At 68.4% G+C, this 18,190-nt stretch carries 11 protein-coding genes; 6 read left to right on the plus strand and 5 right to left on the minus strand.

What is annotated here, in order from left to right; genetic code table 11:
• Window positions 1-8: 8 nt before the first annotated feature.
• Window positions 9-2,051, minus strand: coding sequence for a penicillin-binding protein 1C (gene pbpC, locus LHP98_RS06205; RefSeq protein WP_227251658.1), 2,043 nt, complete (start codon window positions 2,049-2,051; stop codon window positions 9-11).
• On the minus strand, window positions 2,048-7,501 hold the full coding sequence (locus LHP98_RS06210; RefSeq protein ID WP_227251659.1) for an alpha-2-macroglobulin family protein: 5,454 nt from the start codon (window positions 7,499-7,501) through the stop codon (window positions 2,048-2,050). The genes pbpC and LHP98_RS06210 overlap by 4 nt, the downstream gene beginning before the upstream one ends.
• A 180-nt stretch (window positions 7,502-7,681) precedes the next feature.
• Between LHP98_RS06210 and LHP98_RS06215 the strand changes: the two genes are divergently transcribed.
• On the plus strand, window positions 7,682-10,252 hold the full coding sequence (locus tag LHP98_RS06215; protein ID WP_227252068.1) for a response regulator: 2,571 nt from the start codon (window positions 7,682-7,684) through the stop codon (window positions 10,250-10,252).
• Window positions 10,253-10,258: 6 nt separating this feature from the next.
• Here LHP98_RS06215 and yaaA read toward each other — a convergent pair whose 3' ends face one another.
• From yaaA to LHP98_RS06230, 3 genes are read right to left on the minus strand one after another with little or no spacing between them, the layout of a single operon-like run.
• Window positions 10,259-11,065, minus strand: a complete 807-nt coding sequence (gene yaaA / locus LHP98_RS06220; protein WP_227251660.1) for a peroxide stress protein YaaA — start codon at window positions 11,063-11,065, stop codon at window positions 10,259-10,261.
• A gap of 3 nt (window positions 11,066-11,068) precedes the next feature.
• On the minus strand, window positions 11,069-13,105 hold the full coding sequence (recQ, locus tag LHP98_RS06225) for a DNA helicase RecQ (RefSeq protein ID WP_227251661.1): 2,037 nt from the start codon (window positions 13,103-13,105) through the stop codon (window positions 11,069-11,071).
• Complete coding sequence (locus LHP98_RS06230) at window positions 13,105-13,392, minus strand: YggT family protein (protein WP_227251662.1); 288 nt, start codon at window positions 13,390-13,392, stop codon at window positions 13,105-13,107. The genes recQ and LHP98_RS06230 overlap by 1 nt, the downstream gene beginning before the upstream one ends.
• A gap of 129 nt (window positions 13,393-13,521) precedes the next feature.
• On the opposite strand from LHP98_RS06230, the gene LHP98_RS06235 reads away from it, so the two are divergent.
• The 5 genes from LHP98_RS06235 to LHP98_RS06255 all read left to right on the plus strand — a co-directional run bounded on the left by LHP98_RS06235 (window position 13,522) and on the right by LHP98_RS06255 (window position 17,972).
• Window positions 13,522-14,055 carry an acyl-CoA thioesterase gene (locus LHP98_RS06235; RefSeq protein ID WP_227251663.1) on the plus strand — a complete coding sequence of 178 codons (534 nt, stop codon included), beginning with the start codon at window positions 13,522-13,524 and terminating at the stop codon, window positions 14,053-14,055.
• A 55-nt stretch (window positions 14,056-14,110) separates the two neighbouring features.
• A complete protein-coding gene (locus LHP98_RS06240) occupies window positions 14,111-15,481 on the plus strand; it encodes an MFS transporter (protein ID WP_227251664.1) in 1,371 nt (456 codons plus the stop codon).
• Window positions 15,478-16,374, plus strand: coding sequence for a penicillin-insensitive murein endopeptidase (mepA, locus tag LHP98_RS06245; RefSeq protein WP_227251665.1), 897 nt, complete (start codon window positions 15,478-15,480; stop codon window positions 16,372-16,374). The genes LHP98_RS06240 and mepA overlap by 4 nt, the downstream gene beginning before the upstream one ends.
• The gene (locus LHP98_RS06250; protein ID WP_227251666.1) at window positions 16,347-17,267 is read left to right on the plus strand and encodes an esterase-like activity of phytase family protein; all 921 of its coding nucleotides are present in this window, start codon (window positions 16,347-16,349) and stop codon (window positions 17,265-17,267) included. The genes mepA and LHP98_RS06250 overlap by 28 nt, the downstream gene beginning before the upstream one ends.
• An 84-nt stretch (window positions 17,268-17,351) precedes the next feature.
• On the plus strand, window positions 17,352-17,972 hold the full coding sequence (locus LHP98_RS06255) for a VUT family protein (RefSeq protein WP_227251667.1): 621 nt from the start codon (window positions 17,352-17,354) through the stop codon (window positions 17,970-17,972).
• The last annotated feature ends 218 nt before the right edge of the window (window positions 17,973-18,190 follow it).

The following is an 18,190-nucleotide window of genomic DNA, read 5'->3' on the forward strand; positions in this document are numbered from 1 at the left end:
GGCTTGGGCTACCAGACGCGGACTTGCGCGCGGGCGCTGCGGCCGGTGGCGTCGATGACGCTGAGGGTGACGAAGCCGGTGCCGGGCAGCGCGAGCAGGGTTTCGCGGTCGCGCAGGGCCACGGCGACGGGGGTGCCGTCGACCATCCAGGTGAAGGGGGCGGTGCCGCCGGCGACGCGGACCTTGAGGCCGGCGGACAGAAGTTCCACCTCGGCGCCGTCGGGCGGGAAGGCCACGGCGGGGGCGTCCGGCGCGGGGGCGAAGGCGGCGTCGCGGGGGCGGAAGCGTTGCAGCGGCTGCGGCAGCTGGGCGTTCGACACCAGCAGCGTCGCGGCGGGCGCGGGGGGCTGCGGGTCAAGCGCGGGTTTCAGGCGGTTGAAGGCCTGGAAAAGCACCGGTGCGGCCACCTCAGCCCCGAAGGCCCCGGGGACCGGGGTGCCATCGGCGCGGCCCAGCCAGACGCCGATGACGTGCCGGCCATCAAAGCCGATGGCCCAGGCATCGCGGTGGCCGTAGCTGGTGCCGGTCTTGTAGGCCAGCCGGTTTGACGGTGCGCCGGGCGGGGGCGCGAGGCCGGCGAGGATGTCGCCCACCTGCCAGGCGGCAACCGCGGAGACGACGCGCTGGCCTTCGGGCCGTTCACCGTCGATCTGCCAGATCAGCGGCAGGGCCACGCCGCCGCGGGCCAGAGCGGCGTAAAGCTGGACCATGTCTTGCAGGGTGACACCGACGCCTCCCAGCGCGACGGCCAGGCCGGGCTGGTTGCCCGGGATTTCATATTGCACGCCGGCCTTGGTCAGGGCCGACAGCAGCTTGGCCGGGCCAAGCGCCTGGGTCAGGGCCACGACGGGAATGTTCAGCGACATCTGCAGCGCCTGCCGGGCGCGAATCTCGCCCCGGTAAAGCCTGTCGAAGTTCTGCGGGGCGTAGTTGCCGAAGGCCATCGGGCGATCATCGAGCAGGGTTTCGGGGTGGGCGAGGCCCTCGTCGAAGGCCAGGGCGTAGACCAGCGGTTTCAGGGTGGAGCCGGGGCTGCGCAGCGCGGTCGTCATGTCGACAAAGCCCTGCCGGGCGTCGGCGGTGAAGGCGGCCGAGCCGACCGAGGCGAGGATTTCGCCCGACAGGTGATCGGCCACCACGATGGCGACCTGCAACTGGTCGCCCTTGCCTTCCACGGCCTCGGCGGCAAGCGATTCGATCTTTTTCTGCAGGGGCAGGTCCAGCGTCAGGCGCTGTTCGCCGGCCATCGGGTTTTCCGCCCGGGCACGGTCGGCCAGGTGCGGGGCAAAGGCCGGGAAGGGCTGGCGCAGGCCGGGGACGGGTTCGGTCAGGGCGGCCTGCGCCTCTTCGGCGTCGATCAGGTGAAAGGTGACGGCGCGGGACAGCACGCGGTCGCGCGCGGCTTCGGCCCGGTCAGCGGCGCGGTCGGGGCGGCGGGTTTCCGGCGATTGCGGGATGGCCACCAGCAGCGCGGCTTCGGCCGGAGTCAGGCGCAGGGGTTCCTTGCCGAAGTACGAGAGCGAGGCGGCACGCAGGCCTTCGAGGTTGCCGCCGAAGGGGGCGAGGAGGAGGTAGAGCGAGAGGATCTCGTCCTTCGACAGGCGCCGTTCCAGCGCCAGCGCGACGCGCATCTGGCGCAGCTTGCCGCCCATTTCGCCGGTGGTGCCATCCTCAAGCAGGCGGGCGACCTGCATGGTCAGGGTCGAGCCGCCCGAGACGACGCGGCCGTTCCAGGCGGCTTGCGCCAGCGCGCGGGCCATCGAGCGCAGGTCGACGCCCGGGTGGCTGCGGAAGCGGCGGTCCTCATAGGTGAGGAGCATGTCGATGTAGTCGGGGTCGACGTCATCAAGATCGACCGCCAGCCGCCAGCGGCCATCGGCCACGGTATAGGCGCGCAGAAGGCGGCCGTCGCGGTCCAGCACCTCGGCGCTGGTCTCGATGCGCAGGCTGGGCAGGGTGGTGGCGTCGACCCAGCGGTCGAACTCATCGCGGCCCCAGGCGGCAAGCCAGAGGCCTGCCGCCAAGGCGATGAGCCACCGCCCGCGCATCACTTCGCGGCGATGCTTACCGTTCCCACATCGCTGCGGGCGCGGAAGTCAGGGCGATACATGTCCTCGACCGAGGCCGCCGGGTGGTGGAAGGTGCCGGGGCTGATGGCGCGGACGATGTAGGACAGCTTGAACGGCTGGTCCGAGGTCCAGTCGACCTGGGCCAGGAAGCGGTCTTGCCGGAATTCGGCATGGGCCACCTGGTCCAGCGTGTCGAGCCAGCCCAAGGCAGAGGTCGAGCCGCTGGCCATCAGGTTGGGGTTGTCGATCTCGAACCCGGCGGGCAGCGGGTCGGCGACCATCAGGCGGCCTTCGGAATATTCGAAGGGCTTGACGGTGACGACCACGACCAGACGGTCGCCGGCGGTGACGCTGTCCAGTGCGACCGGGGTGCCGTCCATGGTGTAGTAGGCGCGGTCGATGGCATAGCCCTTGCCGCCGGCCGGTTCGGGTTCGGAGGGAACGCCGTAGGTGGTGACGGTGAGGTAGGTGTCGGCGCCGTCGTTGGTGACGGTCACCGGCGCGTCGCCGTCTTGCAGCACCTTGACCAGCGGGCCAACGGCGGGCTGGCCGTCGATCTTGACGCCGTCGGCGCCGGGCCGGTCGATCAGCGCGTTGGTCGCCATCAGCGCCCAGGTCGCCTCTTGCGTCGACAGCGGGCCCTGCGCCTGGGCCAGCCGGGCAATCAGCGCCTCGCGGTCCATCGCCTCGGACCCCGATTCGATGGCCAGGGTCAGCAGGGCAGCCGCGTCGCGATAGCCGGTGCCATAGTCGGCCCGCCAGACCTGGGTGCCGTCACCGTCGAACAGCGCGGGCACGCGGGCGGCGGCCTTGCGGAACATCGCGTCGGCGCGGGCCTGGTCGCCGTAGGAGGCCAGCGCGGCCCCCAGTTGCGCCTGCGCCAGGGCCGAGGCGAAATCGTCACCCTTGACGTCGACGTAGTAGCGCAGGTCGCCGATGGCGGCGCCGCCTTCGCGGGCCAGCACCATCAGCGCATAGGCCAGCGCCGTGCCGCCGCCGTTGGTTCCGGCATCGAAGTCGGGCGCGTAATTCACCTGGTTGCGCAGGTTCATCAGCGCGGTCTTGAAGGCGAGGTCCGGCACCGCAAAGCCCTGCGCCCTGGCGCGGCTGAGGAAGTCGGTGACGTAGGCATCAAGCCAGAGGTCGCCCGAGCCGGGGCCCCAAAGGCCGAAGCTGCCTTCGGAGGCCTGGTTCGACAGGATCTCGGCCACCGCCTGATCAATGCGAAGCTGGATGTTGTCGGCGCCCTTGAGGTCCATCACCCGGGCGATTTCGTCGAAGTAGAGAAGCGGCAGCGCCTTTGACGTCATCTGCTCGGTGCAGCCGTAGGGGTAGCGGTCGAGCGCGGACAGAAGGCCGGGCGCGTTCAGGCGGGCGATCGGGCCGATGGCCATGACCGACTTGCCCGAGCCTGCGACCATGCCGGTGAAGACGGCCTGATCGAAGGTGAAGCTTTGGCCTTTCTTCAGGTCAAGCCGGCTGATCTTGGCAATTTCGGGGTCGTTCGCCTGCACCGGCAGGGTCAGCGTCTTCTTCAGCGCCTTGCCGTCGGGTGTGGTCAGGGTGATGTCGATGGTATGGACCCCGGGGCTGAGGGCGGTCAGCGGCACCTCGACCACCTGCTTGCCGTTTGCGGCCAGGGTGATTTCGGCGGGGGCGGTGCCCAGGGTCACGCCGGTGCCGGCCACCGCCAGCGCCATCTTGCCCGCAGGCCCGGTGGCGTGGACGATTTCCAGAAGCATCCGGCTTTCATCCCCCGGCGCCATGAAGCGCGGGATCGAGGCGGTCACCACGACCGGATCGCGCACCAGCACATCGGCGCTGGCCTGTCCGACGCCGGTCTTTGACCAGGCGACGGCCATGATCCTGACGGTGCCGTTGAAGCTGGGCAGGTCAAAGGACGCGCGGGCGTAGCCATCGGTGCCCACCTGCACCGGGCCGGTGAAGTAGGCCACCAGTTCCTCGGTGGGAGGGGGGGCTTGCAGGCGGGCCTGCGCGCCGGCGTCGCCGCCCGAGCGGACCTCGCCCGGGGCGCCGTTCAGCCCGTCGATCAGCCGGCCATAGACGTCGCGGATGCCGACGCCCAGCTTGCGCTGGCCGAAGTAGTGATCCTGCGGATCGGGGGCCTGGAAGCCGGTGAGGTTCAGGATGCCCACATCCACCGCGGCGAGGGTCACATAGGCGGTGTCGCCGGGGGCGACGCCTTCGACCTTGACCGCCACGTCAAGCGGGCCGCGGGGGGCGGCTTCGGCGGCGGTTTCGACGGTGGTTTTCAGCGCCCGGTCGCCCGGGTCGATGGCGGCGTAGGACAGGCCCAGCGCGCGGGCCGGGTTGCGCCCCGAGGCCACGTCCATCGGCCGCAGGACCGAGGCGGTGACGTATACGCCCGCACCCCAGTCGGCGGTGACGGGAAGCTGGATCAGGTTCTCGCCTTCCTTGACCTCGACCGCCTGCATCGCGACGAGGCGGTTCGACACCACGGTGACCAGCGCCGTGCCGGCCGCGCGGGGCACCAGCCGCAGGGTGGCGGTATCGCCCGGTTTGTAGGCGGGCTTGTCCAGCGACAGGTCCAGCGTGTCGGGCGTGGCCGAGACGTCTGCCGGGGCATACCAACCGGCCCAGAAGGTGGTGGAGGTTTCCGCCAGCGTGCCATCGGTCCGCTCGACGCGAATCTCGTATTCGCCCCAGGTCACCGGGGCGGCCACCTGCACGGGTGCTGTGCCAAGGGTCGCCTCGCCCTCGGCCACCGGGGTGCGGTAGATCACCGGTTCCCAGTTCCAGTTGCCGTAGGATTGGTACCACTGGTAGTCGGTCTCGATGCGGGTGACGGTCCATTTCACCGTCATCGGCGCGGGCTGAAGGTCGGGGCCGACGCCGATCAGTTCGAACCCGGCGTTGGCGCCTTCGGCAGCCACCTGATCGAACAGCGGCTTGATGCCGATCATCGCAGAGGCCGGGGTGACGGGTTTGGTGATCTGCCGTTCCACCGGCCGGCCCGAGCCTTCGGCGACGCGGACGGTGACCACGGCCTCAAGCGGTTGGCCGGGGTCGGCGGCCTGCGGCAGCATCAGGTCGACGTAGCCCTTGCCGTCTTCCAGGGTCTCGCCACCCGCCAGCGAATCCATCATCGCCGAGAAGGGTTCGTCGTGGCGGCCGAAGATGTAGCCGGGGAAGGATTCAAGGCCCTTGGCGGCCTTGAGAAGCACTTCGCCTTCGATGGCAAGGCCCGCGCCGGGGGCGCCGAAGAGGTATTTCGCGTCGACCAGCAGTTCGGCCGCGGTCTCGCCCAGGGTCAGGGGGGCATCACCCAGCGACAGGGTGAAGTCGATGCGTTCGGGCAGGAAGTCTTCCACCAGGAAGGTTTTCGTCGCCAGGGGGGCGGCCTCAAGATCGGCCAGGACTTCAAGCCGCCAGACGCCGCGCGGGGCGGTGCCGGTGATCGGCATCTGGAAGACGTGGCCGCCGGCGCCGGCGTCCTGCACCAACTGGCGGGAATATTCCACGCCATCAGGGCGCATCAGCACGGCGGTCAGCGGCAGGCCTTCGACCGAGGCGACCTGCGGGTCGCGGGCCAGGGCGGTGGCGTAGACGGTCTCGCCCGCGCGATAGGCGCCGCGGTCGGTGGTCAGGAAGACATCGACCGGGGGGGCGGGCTCGCGGCCTTCCACGCCACGGTCGGAGAGGTCGAACTCGGGGTCGGTCAGCGACAGGAAGGCGATGTCGGCGTCACCGTCCTTGACCACGATCAGAGCGGGGGCCGCGCCGCCGGTGCCACGGGTCAGGCCGGCGTCAAAGCGGGCATAGCCCTGGTCATCGGTCTGGGCGGTGCCGAGCGGGCTGTTGGCGCGATTCAGAAGTTCCACTGTCAGGCCGGGCTTGGCGGCGGCGGTGCCCAGGCTGCGGACGAACACATGCAGACCGTCGACGCCGGACATCGAGGTGATGCCAAGGTCGGAGACGACGAACCATTGCCAGCCGGCGGGCACCTCATAGGGATCGACCCCCGGAACGGCGGCTTTCAGCGCGTAGATGCCGGCGGGGCGGTCTTTCAGCGCCTCGGCCAGCGGCAGGCGGGTGACGACGTCCTTGTTCACCTCTTGCGCGACGGTGGCGGTGCCGGTCCAGATTTCCTGGCCCACGGTGTCGGCGAAATAGGCTTCGGTGTATTCCTGCATCGGCCAGCCGAAGTAGTTGTCCTGGATGGCCCGCAGCATGTTGCGGTCGGTGACTTCGAACAGCGTCAGGTCAAGCTTGGTGGTGTTGACCGTCTGCACCGGCAGGGCGGCATCGGCGGTGCGGGGCAGCATGTAGCCGCGGCCGGGGAAGCTGACGCCGGGATTGCGGTCGCGAACGTACATCGTCAGGTCGACGTCCTTGGCCAGGCTTTGGCCGTCCAGCGCCGGCAGGCCTTCGCGGAAGGTCACGGTGTAGCGGCTGCCGTGGCTGATGCCAGTCACGCAAAGCTGCCGGTAGCCGCCATTCTCCACCGTCAGCCCGGGTTCGGGCAGCTTGACGTAGGTGGAATAATCCACGCCCGAGGGCACCAGATCCTCGGAGAAGGTGGCGCAGATGCGCGGGCGGGCGAGGTCGGCCTCGACCGTGTTCTCGACGATGCGGAAGCCGTATTTGCCGATGGCGTCATCCAGCAGCGCGGCAGTGTCGTCGCGCGGTTGCAGCGATTGCGCCAGCCGCAGCGCCTGCACGGTGTCGCGGCCACGGCCGCTGGCTTCCAGAACGGTGCCCATCTGCACCAGGATGCTGTGGCGCAGGGCCGGGTTCTTGGCCCGCAAATAGGCGTTGATCGCACCGCCGAAGGCGCGGTTCTGATACCAGCTGCGGTCGATGTTGCTGCCCTTGGAGGCCTCGAAGGCGCGGCGGGAGTATTCCAGCCAGAGATCGGCCGCGTCGGTGATGTTCAGCGCCGCGCCGGTGAAGGCGGTGGCCATGACCCAGTCACCCTTGGCCTCGGCGTCCGAGGCTGCCTGCAGGTGTTCCTCGGCGGACCATGGCCCGGTGGTGTGGGTGCGGCCCAGGCCGGCCGCGATGTCGGTGGCGGACCGCACGTCCCAATCGGGCAGCCAGGGCATCAGCTCGGCGCGGCGGTCCTTGGCCATGGCGGGCAGCCCGGCGTCGGCGGCAACGATGCGGGCCGAGAACGCGCCCTGGAAGAAGGCGGCCTCGCCCGGATCGGCCTTGAGAAAGCAGCTGCCGTTCTTGCCGTTGAAGGTATAGGCCTCGCAGCGGGTGTTGGTCAGGCAGGCGCGCTCGCACGCCTCATGTGTGGTGTCGAAGATCGACGAGATGTCGCCGCCGGGAAGGTCGGCATCCTGCGTCACGATCGCCCGCCGCTCTGGAATCAGCTCCTGCGCCGAAGCCAGCGTCGGAACAGCCAGAAACAGCGCCGCGATTGCGGCCCTGGCGAATGTGCGCATGCCAATACCCTCCTGTCAGATGAGCCAGAGACTGCCATGCAGGCCGAAACCCGGCAAGCAGCGACTCCGTCATTTTGTCGTTAAGTCTTGGTTCACCTTGGTCGGCGAAGGTAGTCGCGAAATCCGGACGTGGCAGGTGCCGCGGCCCGGGCGGCAGGCAGGATGTCGGCTGAGGCGCGGATGGATCTGGGCGAAAGACTGGCGAAGGAACGGCGGGCCCGCCTGGCCGCCGAACGCCTGCTTGAACAGCGCACGCGCGATCTGTTTGCCGCCAACGAAAAGCTGGGGCTGCACGCACGCGCGCTGTCGGACCAGATCGTCGAGCAGCGCGTGGTGGTGCAAACCGCGGTCACCGAGGCGGAAACCCTGAAAGGCCAGAACAGCCGCTTCCTGCACGATCTGGAACGCGCCCACACCGCCGCGGTGATGGCTGAACGGCGGCTGTGGGAATCGGTCAACACCATCCGCGACGGCTTTTCGGTCTTCGACGCCAACCTGCGGCTGGTCACCGCCAACCGTGCCTATGCGGCAGCCTTCGACGGATTTCCGGTCGACCCGGGCATCAGCTACGGTGAACTTCTTCAGGTCCTGGCCGACCGCAACCTGGTGGAACTTGGCGACACCTCCGTGGACGACTGGATCGACCGGATGCTGTCGCGGCTGGATCAGGACCCAATCCCGACCGAAACGCTACACTTTACCAATGGCCTTTGGGTCAGACTGGTGGATCGCCGTGCCCGCGACGGCGACCTGGTCAGCCTGGCCATGGATATCACCGAACAGATGCGCATCTGGGCCGCCGTTGAGGCGTTGCCGGATGGTTTTGTCCTATTTGACCGGGAGGAACGTCTCTTGACCTGCAATCAGCGTTACCGTGACATGTTCCCCGATAGCGCACCCCTGATGGTGCGGGGAACCTCGTTCGAAGACCTCTTGCGCCACGGGCTGCAGGCCGGCCACGTTCCGGCCGCAGTGGGCCGCGAAGAGGACTGGCTGGCCGACCGCCTGCGCCAGATGCGCGAGGCGAGGGAGACCAGCGAAAACCATCTGGCTGACGGCCGCTGGATCCTGGAATCCGACCACGTCACCCCTGACGGCGGCCGGGTGGGCCTGCGCACCGACATCACCCAGCTGCGCGAGCAGCAGACCGCGCTGGAAGCCGCCCGCAAGGCCGCCGAGGCCGCAAACCGCGCCAAGTCGGCCTTCCTGGCCAACATGTCGCACGAAATCCGCACCCCGATGAACGGGGTCGTCGGCATGGCCGAACTCCTGTGCGACACCTCGCTTTCCGATGAACAGCGGCTGTTTGCCGAGACCATCCGCTCTTCGGGTGAGGCGCTTCTGGTTATCATCAACGACATCCTCGACTATTCCAAACTGGAAGCCGAGCGGATGACGCTGCACCCCGAACCCTTCGACCTTGAGCGCACCATCCACGAGGTGACGATGCTGCTGCAGCCCCGCGCCCGGGCCAAGGGGCTGGACCTGATGATCGATTACGACATGTTCCTGCCGACCGGCTTTGTCGGCGACCCCGGCCGGCTGCGGCAGGTGCTGACCAACCTTCTGGGCAATGCGGTCAAGTTCACCGACAAGGGCCATGTGCTGATCCGCGTGGTGGGGATCGAGGCCGAGGCGGGCCGGCACCAGTTGCATGTCACCGTGGAAGACACCGGCATCGGCATCTCGCCCGAGCATCTGGACCACATCTTTGGTGAGTTCAACCAGGTCGAGGACGAGCAGAACCGCAAGTACGAAGGCACCGGCCTGGGCCTGGCCATCACCCGCCGCCTGATCGAGCGCATGGGTGGCGCGGTCTGGGTCGACAGCGACCCCGGCAAGGGCAGCGTCTTCGGCTTTCGCGTCACCCTGCCGGTGGCCGAGATCACCGATTCGGCACGCCCGCCGGTGAAGATCCGCCGGGTGCTGGTGGTGGACGACCGTTTCATCAACCGCACCATCCTGGAACGCCAGCTGGTGCCCTGCGGGATCGACGTCACGCTTTGCCGGTCCGGCGCCGAGGCGCTGACCGCGCTGGCCGCCGATCCGGGCTACGATGTGGTGCTGACCGACCACGACATGCCGGAAATGGACGGCGTCACCCTGGCCGGGCGCATCCGCGCCCTGGGGCTGACGATGCCGATCCTGTTGCTGTCCTCCAGCCCGGCCAGCGCGCGCGAACGCGAAGGCGCGGCCGCGCTGGACGCCATCCTGCAAAAGCCGGTGTTGCGGGCCGAGCTGTATCGCTGCCTGCGCGACCTGACCGGACAGGACGAGCCCGAGATGGAAGCACCCGTCACCGCACCGCCCCTGGCGGTCGAGCCGGAACCGGAAAGCGGCCGCCTGATGCGGGTGCTGGCGGCAGAAGACAACAAGACCAACCAGTTGGTGTTCCAGAAAATGGTGAAGGGGCAGGAGATCGAGTTGATCTTCGCCAACAACGGCCGTGAGGCGGTAGAGTTGTGGCAGAGCTTCCGACCCGACCTGATCTTCATGGACATCTCGATGCCAGAGATGGACGGCAAGCAAGCGGCAACCGCGATTCGTCTGGCCGAAGCGGGCGGGGCGCATGTGCCCATCGTGGCGCTGACCGCGCATGCCATGGAGGGCGACGCCGAAGCCATTCTGGCCGCGGGGATCGACCACTACCTGACCAAGCCCTTGCGCAAAGCCGCGATCATGGAAGCTCTGGCCGCACATTGCCCGCAGGGTGCCCGTCCGCTTGCGCCCCTGGCCGAGGATGCCGCCTGAACGGGGTCAGGCGGCGGCGTCCGCTCTGTCCTGGTCGCGGGCGGCGCGCAGGAAGACCGGCCGGTCGGGCACAGACAGGCCCGGCTGGAAAGCATAACCGAAGGTCGAGAAGCCGCGCAGGTCGGCCGGGTCGGTCAGGTGGGTTTCGCACAGGAACCGCGCCATGGCGCCGCGGGCACGCTTGGCGTGCAGCGCCTGGATGCGCGGGCCGTCGGGGTGGTCTTCCAGGAACACCGGCGAGATCACCCTCAGCTTCAGAGCCTTGCGGTTTGCGGCGGTGAAGTATTCGACCGAGGCACAATTGACGAGGGTCTTGGTGCCCACTGCCTGCCCTTGCGCGTTCAGGGCGCGGGCGATGCGGTCGCCCCAGAAGGCGTAAAGGTCGGGGCCGCGCGGGTTGGCCAGCCGACTGCCCATCTCAAGCCGATGCGGCTGGATCGCGTCCCAGGGGCGCAGAAGGCCGTAAAGCCCGGACAGGATGCGCAGGTGGCGGTCGACCCAGCGCAGGGCGTCGGGGTCGAGCGTGCGGACCGAAAACCCTATGTAGGTGTCGCCGGCGAAGCAGTGAATCGCGGGTAGCGCCTGATCCGGGCCGGGGGCGCGGTGGAAACCCGCAAAGCGCGCGGCGTTCAGGCGGGCCAGCGGGTCGGAAAGGTGCATCAGGGCGCGCAGGTCTTCGACGGCAAGCTGTCGCGCCGCCTGCACCAGTTGCCAGGTCTGGGGCAGGAAATCCGGCCGGGTCATCTGCCGCCCTTCGGGCAGCGGCCCGGGTGTCACGTCCAGCCGCTTGGCGGGAGAGACGACGCAGAGCATCGCTCAGGCCTCGCGCAGGACGTCAAGGAAGGCGGCGCCGAAGCGGTCGGCCTTCTGCGCGTCCATCCCCTGCACGCGGGCCAGTTCGTCCAGCGTGCGGGGGCGGCGCTCGGCGATGTGGCGCAGGGTGGAGGAGTTGCAGGACAAGGGCTTGCCGGTGCCGTCCTCGCCGCGGGAAAGCCGGGTCTGCGCCTCGGCCAGGCGGTCGAAGACGTCGGCTTCGGGGCGGCCGGCCAGCGCCCGGCGGTTGGGGTGCTGGTGTTCGGCGCCGCCGCGAAGGATTTCCAGGAAGATGCGGCCGAAGCTCTCCAGCTTCTTGGCGCCGACGCCGGTGATGCCGGCCATCTGGTCCAGCGTCTGCGGCCGTTTCTCGGCCATCTCGATCAGGGTGCGGTCGGCGAAGATGACATAGGCGGGCACGCCGGCGGCCTCGGCCAGGGCGCGGCGGCGGGCCTTGAGGAGCGAGAGGAGCGGGGCATCCTCATCGCTGACCAGCGTCTGCACGGAGGGTTTCGCGGCGGGGGCAATGTCCTTGCGCAGCGTCACGGTTTCTTCGCCGCGCAGCACGGGGCGGGCGGAATCGGTCATCCGCAGGGCGCCCATGCGTTCGGGGTCCGGGCGGACCAGGTCGCGGCCCATCATCTGGCGAAACAGGCCGGTCCATTGAACCTTGGACAAGTCGCGGCCGACGCCGAAGGTGGGCAGGCGGTCGTGCTGGCGCTGGCGGACCTTTTCGGTGCTGCTGCCGGTGAGGATGTCGATCAGATGCCCGGCGCCGAAGCTTTCGCCGGTGCGCAGGATGGCGGACAGGGCCTTGCGGACGGCATCGGTGGCGTCGAACACCTCGGCCGGGCGGTCGCACAGGTCGCAATGGCCGCAAGGGGCGGGGTCTTCGCCGAAGTAGCGCAGCAGAACCTGGCGCCGGCAGGTGATCGCCTCGGCCAGGCCGAGAAGGGCGTTGAGGCGGCCGTGATCGGCCTGCTTGCGGTCAAGCGGGGCGGTGCTTTCGTCGATCTGGGCGCGGCGCATGCGGATGTCATCGGCGCCGTAGAGGGTAAGGGTTTCGGCCGGCGCCCCGTCGCGGCCGGCGCGGCCGATCTCCTGGTAGTAGGATTCGATGGATTTGGGCAGGTCGGCGTGGGCGACCCAGCGGATGTCGGGCTTGTCGATGCCCATGCCGAAGGCGACGGTGGCGACCACGATCAGCCCGTCGTCGCGCTGGAAGCGGGTTTCGACATGGCGGCGTTCGTCGGGGTCAAGGCCGGCGTGGTAGGCCAGCGCGTTGTGGCCGGCGTCGCGCAGGGCGGCGGCCAGGGTTTCGGTCTTGGCCCGGGTGCCGCAGTAGACGATGCCGGACTGGCCCTTGCGGGCGGCAGCAAAGCGCAGGATCTGCTCGCGGGGAGAGTCTTTCGCGGCGAAGGCCAGGTGGATGTTCGGCCGGTCAAAGCCGCGCAGGAAGGTTTCCGGCGCGACGCCGTCGAACAGGCGGGTGGTGATCTCGGCCCGGGTTTCTTCGTCCGCCGTGGCGGTGAAGGCTGCAAGGGGCACGCCCAGGATGCGGCGCAGATCGCCGATGCGCAGGTAATCGGGGCGGAAGTCATGGCCCCATTGGCTGACGCAATGCGCCTCATCCACCGCGATCAGCGACACGCCGATGCGGCGCAGCATCGGCAGGGTGGCGGGCGCGGCCAGCCGTTCGGGCGCAATGTAGAGAAGCTTGAGCCGCCCCTTGTCGAGCGCGGCGAAGACGGCCTCGGTCTCTTCGTCGGTGTTGCCGGATGTCAGCGCCCCGGCCTCGACGCCCGCCGCGCGCAAGCCGCGGACCTGGTCGCGCATCAGGGCGATGAGGGGCGAGATGACCACGGTCACGCCGTCGCGGCACAGGGCGGGGAGTTGAAAGCACAGCGACTTGCCGCCGCCGGTGGGCATGATGGCCAGCGTGTTGCGGCCTGCCAGGACCGCGGCGACGATTTCCTCTTGCCCGGGGCGAAACCCGGGGAAACCGAAGACCTGGGCCAGAAGCGCGGCGGGTGAGGCCATCAGTAGAAGGCGGCGACGTTGTTCCGAAGCACGATGCGCAGCGCGATGATGCCGATCAGCACCACCAGCGGCGCAAGGTCGATGCCCGAGATGGCCGGCAGAAAGCGGCGGACCCTGGAATAAAGCGGTTCAAGAATCCGGTTCAGCCCGTCCCAGATCTGGGCCACCAGCGGCTGGCGCAGGTTCAGCACCTGGAAGTTGATCAGCCAGCTCATGATCACATGCGCGAGGATCAGGAAATAGGCGATGTCCAGCAGCAGCATCAGGATCTGGAAGAGCGACGTCATGGCAGCCTCGTGCACAACAGATGGTGGTTTCCTAGCCTGCAGCCCCCACAAGGGCAATGGCCTACGCAGGGTCACGCTTGCCTTCGCCCCCTGCCCGCGGCAATCGGACGCCAGCTTTCGGAGGCGCCGATGTATCCTTACCTGCGGATGTTCAAAGAAATCCTGAAATTCCGGCAGGCCCCGCCGCTGGGCGCGTTCGACACGCATGTCAGCCACCACTTGTGCTGGCCCTGGGACATCGACCCCTGGATGGAGCTGAACAACGGCCGCACGCTGACGCTGTATGATCTGGGGCGGTTGCCGATGATCGCCCGGGTGGGGCTGGACCGGGTGGCGCGGGACAGAGGCTGGGGGCTGGCGGTGGCCGGAGCCTCGGTGCGCTATCGCGGGCGGATCAAGACCTTTGACCGGATCGAGATGCGGACGCGGATGGTCGGCTGGGACGGGCGCTTTGTCTATGTGGACCAGACGATGTGGGTGCGGGGCGAATGTGCCTCGCAGGCGCTGATCCGGACGGCGATCACCCAAGGCAAACGTGGGATCGTGCCGCCGGCCGAGATGGCGGTGGCGCTGGGGCTGGCGGCCGACAGCCCGCCCCTGCCGGGCTGGGTGGCGGCCTGGGCCGATGCCGATGCGCTGCGCCCCTGGCCCCCCGTGGGGTGACGCTTGCGCCACCGGCGGTTTGCGGCTTCACTGGCCGGCAAACAGGGGGCAGGGCATGATCAGCGCGCGGAAACGCATCTGGGGCTGGTATTTCTTCGACTGGGCCAGCCAGCCCTACAACACCTTGCTTCTCACCTTTGTCTTCGGCCCCTACTTCGCCGAGGTCGCCCGCGGCTACTACCTGGGCCAGGGCCTGGACGCCGAAGCGGCAGCGGCAGCGGCGCAAAGCTACTGGGGCTGGGGGCTGGCCATCGCCTCGATCCTCGTTGCAGTGCTGGCACCGATTCTGGGCGCCATCGCCGACAGCACCGGGCGGCGGCTGATCTGGGTCTGGATCTTCTCGGTGTTCTACATCGCCGGGGCCTGGGGCCTGTGGTGGGTCGCCCCGGGCGGCGAAGCCGACATGCTGTTCTGGGCCGTCTGCAGCTTTGGCCTGGGCTTCATCGGGATGGAATTCGCCACCATCTTCACCAACGCGCTGATGCCCACCCTTTCGGACCATGACGACCTGGGCGCCATCTCCGGCTCGGGCTTTGCCTTCGGCTATCTGGGCGGGCTGCTGGCGCTGATCGTGATGCTGCTGTTCTTTGCCGAAGGCTCGGACAGCGGCCGCACCTTCCTGGGGATTCAACCGCTTCTGGGCCTGGACCCGGAAGCGCGCGAGGGCACCCGCTTTGTCGGGCCGTTCACCGCGCTGTGGTATGCGGTGTTCATGCTGCCGTTCTTTCTGTGGGTGAAGGAACCGCGCACGGCGGGTCAGGGGCTGCACATCCGCCGGGCCATGGGGATGCTTTATGACCTTCTGGCCTCGCTGCGCTATCGCCGCAGCCTGACCGCCTACCTTGCCTCTTCGCTGTTCTATCGCGATGCGTTGAATGCGCTTTACGGCTTTGGCGGGGTCTATGCCTCGGGCGTGCTGGGCTGGTCGATTACCCAGATCGGCATTTTCGGCATCGTCGGCGCGGTCTCGGCGATGATCGCCGCCTGGATCGGCGGGCGGGCGGACCGGGCCTTCGGGCCGAAGCCGGTGATCGCGCTGTCCATCGTGGTGCTGATCGGGGTCTGCGCGGTGATCGTCGGCATGGCGCGAGACAGCCTGTTCGGGCTGCCGATCGACCCTGCTTCGGGCACGGCGGACCAGATCTTCTTTGCCTGCGGGGCGCTGATCGGTGCTGCGGGCGGCACGGTTCAGGCGGCCAGCCGGACCATGATGGTGCGCCACACCACGCCGGACACCGCGACCGAGTCGTTCGGCCTGTTCGCGTTGTCGGGCAAGGTGGCCAGCTTCCTGTCACCGGCGCTGATTGCCCTGGTGACCCAGATCAGCGGCAGCCAGCGGATTGGCATCTCGCCGCTGATCGGGCTGTTTCTTGTCGGGCTGATCCTGCTAGTCTGGGTCAACCCCAAAGGCGAGCAAACCCGATGATCCCGCGCATTCTACTGTGCCTTGCCCTGTGTCTGCCCGCCCCGGCAATGGCTGAAAATCTGGCCAACAAGCTGTTCGGCGCCAAGCAGGCGCCCAGCCAGCAGGACCCGATGCCGATCGGCAGCTACGCCAGGGGCTGCGCGGCGGGCCTTGTGGAACTGCCCGAAACCGGCCCGACCTGGCAGGCGATGCGGCTGTCGCGCGGCCGCAACTACGGCCATCCGGCGATGATCGGCTTTCTGATCGAGCTTTCGCAGGCCGCCGCCCAGATCGGCTGGGGCCGCGGCCTCTACATTGGCGACATCAGCCAGCCGCGTGGCGGCCCGATGACCAGCGGTCATGCCAGCCACCAGATCGGGCTGGACGCCGACATCTGGTGGCTGGCGCCGCAGCGGCTGGACCTTTCGGCCAAGGCGCGCGAGAACATCAGCTCGATCCCGATGCGGTCGGCCGACCAGCGATCAGTCACCGAGGCCTGGGGACCACGGGCGGCAAAGCTGTTGAAGATCGCGGCGTCGGACCCGCGGGTGGACCGCGTCTTCGTGGCCGCGGCGATCAAGATCGAGTTGTGCAGGGGCGCGACAAAGGCCGACAAGAAATGGCTGCAGAAGATTCGTCCCATCGCCGGCCATGACACGCATTTCCACGTGCGGCTGAAATGCCCCAAGGGTGCGCGGCTGTGCGAGACGCAAAAGCCGACGGTGGCCGACCTGTCGAACGGCGGCGATGGCTGCGACGACACGCTGACCTGGTGGGTGACCGATTACCTGAACCCGCCGAAGGGGGCCAAGAAGAAGCCGAAGGACGACGACGCGCCCAGGAAGAAGGGGCCGCGCGAGTTCACCCTGGCCGACCTGCCGAAGCAATGCAGAACCGTGCTCGCCTCGGACTGACGGCGGCCCTGCTTCTGGCGGCAAGCCTGCAGGGAGCCGCCAATCCTGCCACCCCGGCCGGCTTTGTCGGCAAGTTCGTCTGGTCGATGGATGCCCCCGGTTTCGGCGGCTTTTCCGGCCTGGAGCTTTCCGCCGACGGGGCTGCCTTCGTTGCCCTGACGGACCGCGGCCGCTGGACGCGTGGCACGATCCGGCGCAATGCGGCGGGCGCCATCGTCGGGATCGACGCGATCGCACCCGTGTTGCTGAAGGGGCGCGGCGAGGCGCCGCTCAAGCCCTTCCGCACCGACAGCGAAGGCCTGGCAATCGCCGAGGATGGCACGCTTTTCGTGTCGTTCGAGGGTTGGGCGCGCGTCCTGCGCTATGCCGCCTTCGGCGGGTCGGCCGAAATCCTGCCAAGTCCCGAGGCGTTTCGCGACCTGGCACTGAACGCTTCGCTTGAAGCCCTGGCGGTGGACGATGCGGGCCGGCTTTACACCCTGCCCGAGGACACGGCGGGCGGCACCGAAGACTTCCCGGTCTTTCGCCACGACCCCGCGACCGGCTGGAGCCAGCCCTTCACGGTGCCACGCGAGGGCGGTTTCCTTCCGGTCGGGGCGGATTTCGGACCAGATGGGCGGCTTTACATCCTCGAGCGGCAGTTCCTGGGTCTGGGCGGCTTTGCCTCGCGGGTGCGGGCGCTCGATCCGGCGACGATACCCAAAGCGGGCGAAGCAACCGGCCGGGCGGCGGCCGCGACGGTGCTGCAAACCGCGCCGGGCCTGCATGGCAACCTGGAAGGCCTGTCGGTCTGGCAGGATGCCGCCGGAGACCTGCGGCTGAGCCTGATCTCGGACGACAACTTCGGCTTCTTCCTGACCACCGAGATCGTCGAATACCGCCTGCCCCGTTGACGGCCCGCCCGGTTTCGCCCTAAAGCGGCGCGTCCCCGGCAGCGGGGGCCAAGTCTCCGCCACCTTGTCAAAACGGAACACCAGATGAAACCGCTTCTGCCCGGCATCCTTGCCATGGCCGCCATCGTCGTGGCCTCGAACATCCTTGTCCAATACCCGATGGGCGGTTACCTGACCTGGGGCGCGCTGACCTATCCCTTCGCCTTCCTGGTCACCGACCTGACCAACCGCCTGGCCGGCCCCGCCGCCGCGCGCCGGGTCGTGCTGGCGGGCTTCGCCACCGGCATTGCCTGTTCGCTGGCCGGCACCCAGTTCATCGGTGACTCCGGCCCTCTGGTGACCTTGCGCATCGCGCTCGGATCGGGGCTGGCGTTCCTGACCGCCCAGCTTCTGGACGTAGCCATCTTCAACCGGCTGCGGCAGGGCAAGTGGTGGACCGCACCCTTCGTCTCGACGCTGGTGTCATCGACCGTCGACACGGCGCTCTTCTTCAGCATCGCCTTCTCGGCCGCGCTGGTGGTCCTGGAGCCGGCCAACGTCGTCGCCTGGGCCGCGGTTCCCACCCCCCTGCTGGGCCTAGGCCCGGCGTTGCCGTTCTGGATTTCGCTGGCCGTTGCCGACTGGGGCGTGAAGATCGTGCTGGCCGTGGCGGCACTTGTTCCTTTTCGCATCATTGTCGGGAAACTGATCGCAAAGGTAGCGTGATTTGTTTTGACAAACACAAAATCTGTGGGATGATTCGTATATCGGCAATCTTTTGAAAGGAGGTGATCCAGTGTCTAGAGGGATATTGGAGAGAGGTGTCGGGACAGTCAGGAGGAGTGTCTTCTAGGGGCAGCCCCCTTGGTGACAGACCACTGATTGGGCCTTTCCCTAACTGGCCCATCTCCTTGGAACTCGGGAAGGGTCGCCGCACTGGCGGC

Source organism: Rhodobacter sp. Har01 (assembly GCF_020564565.1).
Taxonomy (GTDB): Bacteria; Pseudomonadota; Alphaproteobacteria; order Rhodobacterales; family Rhodobacteraceae; genus Pseudogemmobacter.

Excerpts from the sequence above, each read along its gene's own strand:
- LHP98_RS06210 (WP_227251659.1), bottom strand. The coding sequence starts at position 7,501 with ATGCGCACATTCGCCAGGGCCGCAATCGCGGCGCTGTTTCTGGCTGTT.
- LHP98_RS06215 (WP_227252068.1), top strand. The coding sequence starts at position 7,682 with ATGGATCTGGGCGAAAGACTGGCGAAGGAACGGCGGGCCCGCCTGGCC.
- yaaA (WP_227251660.1), bottom strand. The coding sequence starts at position 11,065 with ATGCTCTGCGTCGTCTCTCCCGCCAAGCGGCTGGACGTGACACCCGGG.
- recQ (WP_227251661.1), bottom strand. The coding sequence starts at position 13,105 with ATGGCCTCACCCGCCGCGCTTCTGGCCCAGGTCTTCGGTTTCCCCGGG.
- LHP98_RS06230 (WP_227251662.1), bottom strand. The coding sequence starts at position 13,392 with ATGACGTCGCTCTTCCAGATCCTGATGCTGCTGCTGGACATCGCCTAT.
- LHP98_RS06235 (WP_227251663.1), top strand. The coding sequence starts at position 13,522 with ATGTATCCTTACCTGCGGATGTTCAAAGAAATCCTGAAATTCCGGCAG.
- LHP98_RS06240 (WP_227251664.1), top strand. The coding sequence starts at position 14,111 with ATGATCAGCGCGCGGAAACGCATCTGGGGCTGGTATTTCTTCGACTGG.
- mepA (WP_227251665.1), top strand. The coding sequence starts at position 15,478 with ATGATCCCGCGCATTCTACTGTGCCTTGCCCTGTGTCTGCCCGCCCCG.
- LHP98_RS06250 (WP_227251666.1), top strand. The coding sequence starts at position 16,347 with ATGCAGAACCGTGCTCGCCTCGGACTGACGGCGGCCCTGCTTCTGGCG.
- LHP98_RS06255 (WP_227251667.1), top strand. The coding sequence starts at position 17,352 with ATGAAACCGCTTCTGCCCGGCATCCTTGCCATGGCCGCCATCGTCGTG.